This window comes from Streptomyces sp. NPDC057617 (assembly GCF_042800555.1).
GTDB lineage: Bacteria > Actinomycetota > Actinomycetes > Streptomycetales > Streptomycetaceae > Streptomyces.
On sequence record NZ_JBHVGV010000017.1, the window covers coordinates 126,853 to 136,650 of the forward strand.

Annotated in this window: 10 protein-coding genes; 2 read left to right on the forward strand and 8 right to left on the reverse strand. The window is 69.3% G+C overall.

Going from position 1 to position 9,798, the window contains the following annotated elements; translation table 11 throughout:
• Positions 1 to 352: 352 nt before the first annotated feature.
• Together ACFU9P_RS31775 and ACFU9P_RS31780 are read left to right on the forward strand one after the other, a co-directional pair.
• Positions 353 to 1,147 carry an ECF subfamily RNA polymerase sigma factor, BldN family gene (locus ACFU9P_RS31775; RefSeq protein WP_376386497.1) on the forward strand — a complete coding sequence of 265 codons (795 nt, stop codon included), beginning with the start codon at positions 353 to 355 and terminating at the stop codon, positions 1,145 to 1,147.
• 238 nt (positions 1,148 to 1,385) lie between these two features.
• Positions 1,386 to 2,609, forward strand: a complete 1,224-nt coding sequence (locus ACFU9P_RS31780) for a DUF5667 domain-containing protein (protein WP_384087536.1) — start codon at positions 1,386 to 1,388, stop codon at positions 2,607 to 2,609.
• A gap of 84 nt (positions 2,610 to 2,693) precedes the next feature.
• Here the strand turns inward: ACFU9P_RS31780 and ACFU9P_RS31785 are convergent, their stop codons facing one another.
• The 8 genes from ACFU9P_RS31785 to ACFU9P_RS31820 form a co-directional block, all read right to left on the reverse strand.
• Complete coding sequence (locus ACFU9P_RS31785) at positions 2,694 to 3,803, reverse strand: lysophospholipid acyltransferase family protein (protein WP_384087539.1); 1,110 nt, start codon at positions 3,801 to 3,803, stop codon at positions 2,694 to 2,696.
• A gap of 1 nt (position 3,804) precedes the next feature.
• The gene (locus ACFU9P_RS31790) at positions 3,805 to 4,851 is read right to left on the reverse strand and encodes an NAD-dependent epimerase/dehydratase family protein (RefSeq protein ID WP_384087541.1); all 1,047 of its coding nucleotides are present in this window, start codon (positions 4,849 to 4,851) and stop codon (positions 3,805 to 3,807) included.
• A 188-nt stretch (positions 4,852 to 5,039) separates the two neighbouring features.
• On the reverse strand, positions 5,040 to 5,138 hold the full coding sequence (locus ACFU9P_RS31795) for a 30S ribosomal protein bS22 (protein WP_003948845.1): 99 nt from the start codon (positions 5,136 to 5,138) through the stop codon (positions 5,040 to 5,042).
• Between the two features lie 105 nt (positions 5,139 to 5,243).
• Complete coding sequence (locus ACFU9P_RS31800) at positions 5,244 to 5,456, reverse strand: helix-turn-helix domain-containing protein (RefSeq protein ID WP_014046653.1); 213 nt, start codon at positions 5,454 to 5,456, stop codon at positions 5,244 to 5,246.
• Positions 5,457 to 5,583: 127 nt separating this feature from the next.
• Positions 5,584 to 6,399 (reverse strand): phosphatase, encoded by an 816-nt coding sequence (locus ACFU9P_RS31805; RefSeq protein ID WP_384087544.1) that lies wholly within the window; start codon positions 6,397 to 6,399, stop codon positions 5,584 to 5,586.
• Positions 6,400 to 6,558: 159 nt separating this feature from the next.
• On the reverse strand, positions 6,559 to 7,731 hold the full coding sequence (locus ACFU9P_RS31810; RefSeq protein ID WP_384087547.1) for an acetoin utilization protein AcuC: 1,173 nt from the start codon (positions 7,729 to 7,731) through the stop codon (positions 6,559 to 6,561).
• Complete coding sequence (locus ACFU9P_RS31815; protein ID WP_384087550.1) at positions 7,700 to 8,932, reverse strand: MFS transporter; 1,233 nt, start codon at positions 8,930 to 8,932, stop codon at positions 7,700 to 7,702. Before ACFU9P_RS31815 ends, ACFU9P_RS31810 begins: the two co-directional genes overlap by 32 nt.
• Positions 8,933 to 8,987: 55 nt before the next feature.
• On the reverse strand, positions 8,988 to 9,644 hold the full coding sequence (locus ACFU9P_RS31820) for an HAD family hydrolase (protein ID WP_384087553.1): 657 nt from the start codon (positions 9,642 to 9,644) through the stop codon (positions 8,988 to 8,990).
• Positions 9,645 to 9,798: the final 154 nt, after the last annotated feature.

The following is a 9,798-nucleotide window of genomic DNA, read 5'->3' on the forward strand; positions in this document are numbered from 1 at the left end:
CCCGGACGCCTCGGCCGTGCCCGTACAAGGCCGAACCGGCCGTTCTCCCGCGCGCCCGGGCCGCCGGTCCCCGGGACCCGCCCGAGGCGCGACTCAGGTCATCACCCGCCACAACCCATCACGACACCAGGCAGATCTTGACGCAATCCGATCAATAAACGGTCACGATGTGCTACTTGATACGCCGCCTAGGCGTCACGGAAGCGACGTAATCGATGATTTGAGCAACTGGGTGTAGCACTGCCTGTACGAAGCGTTATTCTCCTCAGACGCATACCGGACCCCACACGTCGCCACGACGAGTGAACGGTCCCGCACTGCACGTGATGGAAGCTCTGCCTCTGGGAGTCCCGTGTACCCACACGTCGGGGTTGACGCCTCGGGCCTGGCTACGCTGCGCGCAACGGTCCTCGACCACTTGCGCGGCTTCGTCCCCACCGCGTACGCCGTCCCCGCCCTCGCCGCACCGGCCCCTGCCGTGAGCGGCCCTATCGGTCCTTGTTATGCCCTGGCGAACGGCGGTGCGGCGGTCGGCAGACGGGGAAGCCGCAGCGCCACCGCCGCCTCGACCCCCGCACGCCGCCCCACCGCCGACAGCGACAGCGCCCGCATGATGGAACTCGTCGAGCGCGCCCAGGCCGGCGAGGCCGAGGCCTTCGGCCGGCTGTACGACCAGTACAGCGACACTGTCTACCGCTACATCTATTACCGCGTGGGCGGAAAGGCGACCGCGGAGGACCTCACCAGCGAGACATTCCTGCGCGCCCTGCGCCGTATCTCCACCTTCACCTACCAAGGGCGCGACTTCGGCGCCTGGCTGGTCACCATCGCCCGCAACCTGGTCGCGGACCACTTCAAATCGAGCCGATTCCGGCTCGAAGTGACCACAGGCGAAATGCTCGACGCCAATGAGGTCGAGCGCAGCCCCGAGGACTCGGTCCTGGAGTCCCTGTCGAACGCGGCGCTGCTGGAAGCCGTACGGAAACTCAACCCGCAGCAGCAGGAGTGCGTCACCCTGCGCTTCCTCCAGGGCCTCTCGGTCGCGGAGACGGCCCGGGTCATGGGCAAGAACGAAGGAGCGATCAAGACCTTGCAGTACCGGGCAGTCCGTACGCTGGCCCGGCTCCTCCCGGAAGACGCCCGCTAGGTCCTGTCCGGGCCGCCTCCGGACATCAACTCACCCTCGGTGACGGCTTGATGACGCGCTGGTCGGATCATCCTTCGCGCGTAACCCATGTGCCGCGACGCTCGTTGTGCGAGATGCAGGCTCCCTGCGGTCACGCCATGCCCGCAGCCACTCACTCAATCGTGTGGATGTGCTCAAGGCGTGCAACCTTCCGGACCCCCAGGGGAGTCGATCGTCATGACGAGAGGAGGTGCCGCCAGTGATCGCGAACGTTTCGGCACACCGGCGGGCGAACGCCTTCGCCCAGGCCCTGGAAGACCAGACGGTCCAGGGCGCGGCGGCCGGACAACAGCCCGCCGAGTCGGCCGAACCGGCCGAACAGGGGCGGCTGTTGGCTCTGGCGAAGAGCCTCGGCGAACTGCCGAAACCCACGCTGGACCCCGAGGTCAAAGTGGTGCAACGGGCCCAGCTCGTGGCGGCCATGGAGGCCATGCTGCTGGAGGGCACGGCGGCCGGGGCGGTGTCCCCGGGCCCTACGGTCCCTGAGCAGCGGACCTCCGGCCGGGGCGCCCACCGGGCCTCCCGGTTCCGGAAGCTGCGCCCCAGATCCCGCTGGTCCAAAGGGCTCGCGGCCGGCGGGCTCACGGTCGGCGTGGCGGCAGGCGCGTTCGGCGGGGTGGCCGCGGCCAGTTCCGACGCCCTGCCCGGCGACTCGCTGTACGGGCTGAAGCGCGGCATGGAGGACTTCAAGCTCAATCTCGCGGACGGCGAGTCCGACCGCGGCGAGCTGTATCTCGACCATGCCTCGACCCGGCTCGGCGAGGCCCGGCGGCTGATGGAGCGCGGCCGCTCAGGCCGGCTCGACCATGAATCCCTGACCGAGATCCGGCGCACCCTCAGCGGGATGAAGCACGACGCCTCCGAGGGCCACCGCCTGCTCCATCAGGCATACGAACGGGACGGCTCGCTCGGCCCGATCGCCACGCTCTCCTCGTTCTCCACCTCGCACCGCGAGACCTGGAACGGACTCCGCGACCGGCTCCCCGTACAGCTCACGGATGTCGGGGACGAAGTCAGTTCGGTGTTCGACGCCATAGACGAAGAGGTCGCCCCGCTCCAGTCGCTGCTGCCCCGCGCCCCCGAGACACAGCAGGACACCACCCGCCCCGGCGCCACCCAGGACTCGGCCGCCGCCGACCGCCCCGACCGCCCCTCGCCGTCCTCACCGAGTACGAGCGGCGCGGGCTCGCACCCCAGCGAGGAGGCACCGCACCCGCCGGGCCAGCACTCGGAAAGCTCCTCCGAGGAAGGGCTCCTCGGCGGCAGTACGGGCGGACTGCTCGACCCGCCGTCGAACAGCGCCAGCCCGTCCCCGACCGAGAACCAGAGCGGTACGGACCGCCCGGGCCCGGATGTCACCATCCCGCCTCTGCTGCCGGATCTGCTGCCAGGACTGGGCATCAGGGCCGAGGACGCCGACTGACACGGCCGACACGCCGACTCGCGAGGCGTGGTGCTCCCCCGGCCCGACATGGGAGCACCACGCCTCGCAAGGGCAGCAGCAGCCTCAGAAGAACACCGAGCGGCGCTGCACCAGCAGCTTGTACAGCGTGTGCTGGATCTGCTCCCGTACCTGATCCGTCAGATTGAACATCAGCATCGGATCGTCCGCCGCCTCCGGCGGATAGCCGTCCGTCGCGATCGGCTCGCCGAACTGGATCGTCCACTTCGTCGGCAGCGGCAGCACGCCCAAGGGCCCCAGCCAGGGAAACGTCGGTGTGATCGGGAAGTACGGAATGCCCAGCAGCCGCGCCAGCGTCCGCGCGTTGCCGATCATCGGATAGATCTCTTCCGCCCCCACGATCGAGCAGGGCACGATCGGCACCCCCGCCCGCAGCGCCGTGGACACAAACCCGCCGCGCCCGAAGCGCTGGAGCTTGTAGCGGTCACCGAACGGCTTCCCGATGCCCTTGAACCCCTCCGGCATCACCCCGACGACCTCGCCACGCACCAGCAGCCGTTCCGCGTCCTCCGCGCACGCCAAGGTGTGCCCGGCCTTCCGCGCCAGCTCATTGACCACCGGCAGCATGAAGACCAGATCGGCCGCGAGCAGCCGCAGATGCCGCTCCGCCGGATGGTTGTCATGGACGGCGACCTGCATCATCAGCCCGTCCAGCGGCAGCACCCCCGAGTGATTGGCCACCACGAGCGCCCCGCCCTCCGACGGGATGTTCTCGATGCCCTTCACCTCGACCCGGAAGTAGTTCTCGTAGAACGGCCGGATCAGCGACATCAGGACCTGGTCGGTGAGTTCCTTGTCGTAGCCGAACTCGTCGACCTCGTACTCCCCCGTGAGCCGGCGGCGCAGAAACGCCAGCCCGCCCGCGATCCGCCGCTCCCAGCCGTCTCCGCCGCCCTGCTCCGGCTCGCGCTCCTGGTCCTGCTCGCGCACATCCCGCTCCCGTACGTCGTGCTCCGGTACGGGCTTCAGCGGACCCGCCGTACGCCCCGCACCCGATCCCGCCCCGGCCCCCGAAGCCGTACCGCCGCCCGCGCCCTGGCCCGCGCGCTTCGCCGCCGCCTCCTTGGCGTGTTGCGCGTGCTGCCGCCGGCCGCTGCCGGAGCCACGCCTCGACCGCGGCTCATCACCGAAGGGGATGACCTTGGCATCAGGCATGTCAGGTGCGCTCCTTGCTGACGAGACGGGCGAGATGGTCAAGCCGGTCGACCGTACGGGCCACCGCCTCCGGCGGCAGCAGCCCGGCGCCCCGGCCGCGCGCGAAGTCCGTGAAGGCCTCCATGGTCGAGTACGTCGGTTCAAAACCCAGTGTCTCGCGCATCTGGTCCGTACTCACCACCCGGCCATGGGTCAGCAGCCTGATCTGCTCCGGCGAGAAATCCGTCATCCCCACCGTGCGCAGCGCCGTACCGACCCAGGTCACCGCGGGCAGCGGCACCGGCACCGTCGGCCGCCCCAGCCGCCGCGAGCACTGCGACAGCAGCAGCACCCCCTCCCCGGCGACATTGAACGTCCCGCTGTTCAGCGTGCCGCGCCGCGGCTCGTCCGACGCGATCATCAGTACGTCGAGGACATCGTCCTCATGGACGAACTGGAGCCGCGGGTCATAACCGAAAACCGTCGGCAGAACCGGCAGCGACAAATACTCGGCGAGCGGGGAATCGGCCGCGGGCCCCAGGATGTTCGCGAAACGCAGTACGCAGACCGCCACATCGGGCCTGCGCCGCGCAAAGCCCCGTACATACCCCTCGACCTCCACCGCGTCCTTCGCGAAGCCGCCGCTCGGCAGCGACTTGGGCGGGGTGGTCTCGGTGAAAACCGCCGGATCGCGGGGCGCCGATCCGTACACACTCGTACTGGACTTGACGACCAGCCGTTTCACGGACGGCGACTTCTGACAGGCGCCCAGGAGCTGCATCGTGCCGATGACATTGGTCTCCTTGACCGTGGCCCGGCCGCCCGTGCCCAGCGGAGTACCCGTCACATCCATATGCACGACCGTGTCGACGGGATGCTCGGCCAGCACCCGGGCGATGGCGGGCCGGCGGATATCGGCACGGACGAATTCCGCGTCGCCCAGCTCATGAGCGGGCTCGACCGCGTCCACCGCGATCACCCGCTCGACACCGGGGTCGCGTTGAACACGCCGTACGAAACGGCCTCCGAGCTGCCGGGCCGCTCCCGTCACGAGCACGACCTTGCCCACGAATCAGCGCCTTCCGCTAGAAAAGCTCTCCCTGAAGGACTCCCCGAAGGTCTCCCTACGCGTCACCGTAGCGGGTCGGTATAACGCGGCGACGACCGTACGACGCGTCGCACAGTACTTTTACCGGCAAACACCACGGCCCTCCCACCGAGCCGGTGGAAGGGCCGCGAATGCGCGAACAGCTGCCGCTACTTCTTGTTGCGACGCTGAACACGGGTGCGCTTGAGCAGCTTGCGGTGCTTCTTCTTGGCCATCCGCTTGCGCCGCTTCTTGATAACAGAGCCCACGACTACCCTCGCTCACTTCTCTTCACTCGGTGCGGGGCGTCTGGGCCCACACGACCTACGTCGGCCCAGCCTACCCGTCACCGAGTGAGAGACGTAATCCGAGCCCTAGGCGGACTCAACCCCCACAAAGGACTCGCGGAGATACTCGTGAACCGCTTGCTCCGGAACCCGGAATGACCTGCCCACCCGGATCGCCGGCAGATGACCGCTGTGCACCAAGCGGTACACGGTCATCTTCGACACTCGCATCACCGAGGCGACTTCCGCCACGGTAAGGAACTTGACCTCGTTGAGAGGCCTCTCGCTGCCAGCAGCCATGACCCACCTGTACCTTCCGCACCCGACGGCCACCGGCTTCCCCTCCGGTAACTCTTCGTCGCTGTGCGCTCACATCCAGACTAGGGGCGGGTGATACGAGTGGGGAAGAGGAGCAGCCTCCGGCCGCCTACTGTGACAGACACGCCCGATTGAGTACATAGCGCGTCAGCGGCAGGTAGTAGGGCGACCGCGCGCCTCCCCAGAGCGGAACGGCCACCGACACGCGCCCCTCGGCCTCTCCGACGAACAGCGCTGGATCATCCGTATCGGCAGGACCGATGGCCTCAATGCCGAGCTGACCTGCTCCGCAGACCCATCCGTGATCCCCGACGACCAGTCCGGGAAGCGGCCCGCCGGACCGCGCCAGACCGTCCAGAGCGACCCGAACCGGCAGCGGCGAGCGGGTATGTGCGCCGGTCTCACGCCCGCCACTCCGCACGCCCGCCTTCCGCACCAGCGCGACGCCTCGTACGTAGTCCAGGCGGTACGTGCGTACGCCGAACCGGGTCGTTATGTCGATACATCGCCCCTGCGCCGGGGTGAGTACGAGACATCCCGCCGCCGACAAAGCGTCTGCCAGGGCCGCGTAGAAACCGAGCAGCCGGCCCGGGTGCCCCGTCCCCAGCAGCACCGGAGCCCCGCACTCCACGGCCGCGCGCAGCCGCCCCGCGAACGCGTCCAGCGCACACAGCGTCAGCTCGGGGTCGATCGCGTCAGTGCCCGTCACCCGGCCGGGATCGCGCGACACCCCGCACCTGTCGGCCATCAGACCGAGCACATCCCGCTCGCCCCATGCCCCTTCGGGATCGAGACCGAGCATGACACGCGGATCCCTCGCGGCGAAGAGACGGTAGCTGCGCAGGCTGTCCTCGCGCGAGGTCGCCACGGGCCCGGCCAGACCGGCCGCCAGCAGATGCGCCCGCAGCGCTCCGGTGCTCAACACCCTGCCGATGCTTCCGCGTCCGGCGCCCGCCCGGGCCGGAACCCCGCGTACACCCCACAGTTGGCGTAACGGACGGACGGGCCACCGAACGCCGGGCGGGCCGTTCCCCCGGCCTCTTGTCCCGCCTTTTCGCCCGCCATTTCTCCGGAGGAGCCGCGCCTACGGCAGCAGCCCCCGCAGCGGGAACACCGCCTTCCGAGTCGCCAGCACCGCCTGATCCAGCCGGTCCGCCGGATCGTACCCGGCCTCCCACGGCTGCCAGGTCGGCGTCCGCCCGTCCGTCATCCGCCCGGGCCCCAACTGCCGTGTCCGCGCGTACACCTGGCTCTTCCACGACTCCGGCACCTCGGACTCGGGGTCGACGGGCGCGTGCGCCGCGATCCCCACAAGATGCGTCCAGGAACGCGGCACCACATCCACCACCGCGTAACCGCCGCCGCCGAGCGCCACCCACCGCCCGCCTTCGACATACTCGTGCGCCAGCTCATGGCACGACGCCTGCACCGCGCGCTGCGCGTCCAGCGACACCGCGAGATGCGCCAGCGGATCGTCGAAGTGCGTGTCCGCGCCGTGCTGGGTGACCAGCGCCTCGGGCCGGAAGTCCGCCAGCAGTTCGGGCACCACCGAGTGGAACGCCCGCAGCCAGCCCTCGTCCCCGGTCCCGGCCGGCAGCGCCACATTCACCGCGCTGCCCTCGCCCGCACCGCCGCCGGTCTCCTCCGCCCAGCCCGTCTGCGGAAACAGAGTCCGCGGATGCTCGTGCAGCGAGATCGTCAGAACCCGCGGATCGTCCCAGAACGCCGTCTGGACCCCGTCGCCGTGGTGCACATCCACATCGATGTACGCGACACGCTCCGCGCCCAGCTCCAGCAGCCGGGCCACCGCCAGGGCCGCGTCGTTGTAGATACAGAACCCGGACGCCGACCCCGGCATGGCGTGGTGCAGCCCGCCCGCGAAGTTGACGGCGTGCGCCGCCTCCCCGCGCCACACCGCCTCGGCCGCGCCGACCGACAGCCCGGCGATCAGCGCCGAGGCCTCGTGCATCCCCTCGAAGGCCGGATCGTCCATCGTGCCGAGCCCGTACGATCCGTCAGCGGCCCGCGGGTCGAGCGAGACCCGCCGTACCGCGTCCACATACTCCTGGTCGTGGACCAGCCGCAGTGTCGAGTCCCCGGCCACCGGCGCGGAGGTCACCTCCACCGCTCTGTCCAGTTCGTACGCCCGCACCAACCCCATGGTCAGCGAGAGCCGTACCGGATCCATCGGATGGCTGGACCCGAAGTCGTATCCCGTTACCCCGTCATCCCACATCAACCGCGCGCGAACGCTCATGCCCGCCACCGTATCGGGCCGGATCCGCCCCGAACGAGCGGGCGTACGCCAGAGTCACCAGAACCATCACCATCGGTACGAGCATCGCGCCGCGGTAGCTCCACGCGTCCCCGACCGCTCCCACCAGCGGCGATCCCACCAGAAACCCCACATAGTTGAAGACATTGAGCCGCGCGACAGCGGCGTCGCTGGAGGCGGGAAACAGTCGCCCGGCCGCCGCGAACGTCTGCGGCACGATCACACACAGCCCGAGCCCCAGCACCGTGAACCCCAGGATCCCCACCCAGGCACCGGACGCCAGCGCCACCAGCCCGAACCCGGCCCCGGCCAGCAGCGACCCGCACCGCACAACAGCCACAGGACCGAACCGCCGCACCCCCAGATCCCCCACCGCACGCCCCAGCAGTGTGGTGACCATATAGGCGTTGTACGGAACGGTCGCCAGCTCCTCCGAACCGCCCAGCACATCCTGAAGGTATTTGGCACTCCAGTTGGACACGGTGGAGTCGCCGATATAGGCGAAGGCCATCACCAGACAGAGCGGCAGCAACAGCCGGAACACCACCGGCCTGGCGGCACCGCCACGATCGCCTTCCGCCTTTTCGGCTCCGGATTCACGGGCGGCGTCCGCGTACCAGCGGCTTCCGGCCAGCGCCGCCGGCAGCAGCACCGCCACCACCGGGAGGTACGACACGAGCAGCGGCAGATGCCAGTGCGCCCCCGCCCATGCCAGCGAGGCCCCGGCGATACCGCCCAGGCTGTACGCGGCGTGAAAACCCAGCATGATGCTGCGCCCGTACGCCCGCTGAAGGCTCACCCCGAGCATGTTCATGGACGCGTCGAGCGCCCCGACCGCGAGACCGAACACCCCAAGAGCGATGGCGAGCTGCCACACCGCGTCGCCGGCCCCGACGCCGAGCAGCGCGAGCAGGACAACGGGCTGGGCCCACCGCAGCACCACCGTCGGCCGCACCCGCGCGACCAGCTTCTCTGTGGCGACACTGCCGACGCCGGCGAGGACAGGAACGGCGGCGAGAAACAGGGGGAGCAGCCCGTCGGACACCCCGTACCGGTCCTGGATGGCAGGGATACGGGTCACGAGCAGGGCGAACGTCGCGCCCTGGACGAAGAAGCTCAGCGCCAGCGAGACCCGGCCGCGCCGCAGCCGAGCAGGCCCCTCCGCGTCCGCCGTGTCTGTCATGGCCGGACAGCGTAGGGCGCTCCCCTACCCGTGAATAGATGGATCGGCCCCTGGATCAGGCAATGGATCGGCCAAGGAGGCCGGGCAGTTCCGCCATGGCGGAGAAGTACGCGGTGGCGCCGGCGAGCTTCTCGGCCGGCGTCATCGCCGTGAACGCGTACACATCCATACCGGCCGCCCGGGCCGCCGCGACTCCGAGCGGGCTGTCCTCCACGACGGCACAGCGCCCGGGGGCAACACCCATCCGCTGGGCGGCGTACAGGAAGAGATCCGGCGCCGGCTTGCCCCGCCCGACATCCTGCGCACTGAAGACGACCCGGTCCTCGAACCAGCGGTCGAGCCCGGTCTTGCGATGCCCTACGCGGATACGTTCATGGCTCCCCGACGAGGCGACGCAGTACGGCGCACCGTCCGCGGCAAGCTTCCCCAGCACCTCGACCACCCCTTCGACGGGCTCCAACTCCCGCTCGAAAGCCGCGAAAACGCGGGCGTGGAGGGTGTCGTCGAAGTCCGCGGGAAGAGAGCGGCCGGTGCGCTCCTCGATGAGGTCGTGGACGCGATGGACGGCGGCTCCCATGTAGTCGCGGAGGGAGTCCTCGTACGAGGTGGGGTGCCCCAGCTCGGTGAGATAGGCGGCGAGGATGGTGTTGGAGAGGGGCTCGCTGTCGACGAGGACGCCGTCATTGTCAAAAATGATCAGTTCGTAGCGCATACTTCGACCTTAGACGCAGGCCGTAAACGCAGAAATGCCCTGTACCAGAGTCCTGGTACAGGGCATTCCTTATAAAGTTTGTTCGGCGGCGTCCTACTCTCCCACAGGGTCCCCCCTGCAGTACCATCGGCGCTGTAAGGCTTAGCTTCCGGGT

Coding starts and splice junctions, on each gene's coding strand:
- ACFU9P_RS31785 (WP_384087539.1), bottom strand. CDS start 3,803: ATGCCTGATGCCAAGGTCATCCCCTTCGGTGATGAGCCGCGGTCGAGG.
- ACFU9P_RS31800 (WP_014046653.1), bottom strand. CDS start 5,456: ATGGCTGCTGGCAGCGAGAGGCCTCTCAACGAGGTCAAGTTCCTTACC.
- ACFU9P_RS31810 (WP_384087547.1), bottom strand. CDS start 7,731: ATGAGCGTTCGCGCGCGGTTGATGTGGGATGACGGGGTAACGGGATAC.
- ACFU9P_RS31815 (WP_384087550.1), bottom strand. CDS start 8,932: ATGACAGACACGGCGGACGCGGAGGGGCCTGCTCGGCTGCGGCGCGGC.
- ACFU9P_RS31820 (WP_384087553.1), bottom strand. CDS start 9,644: ATGCGCTACGAACTGATCATTTTTGACAATGACGGCGTCCTCGTCGAC.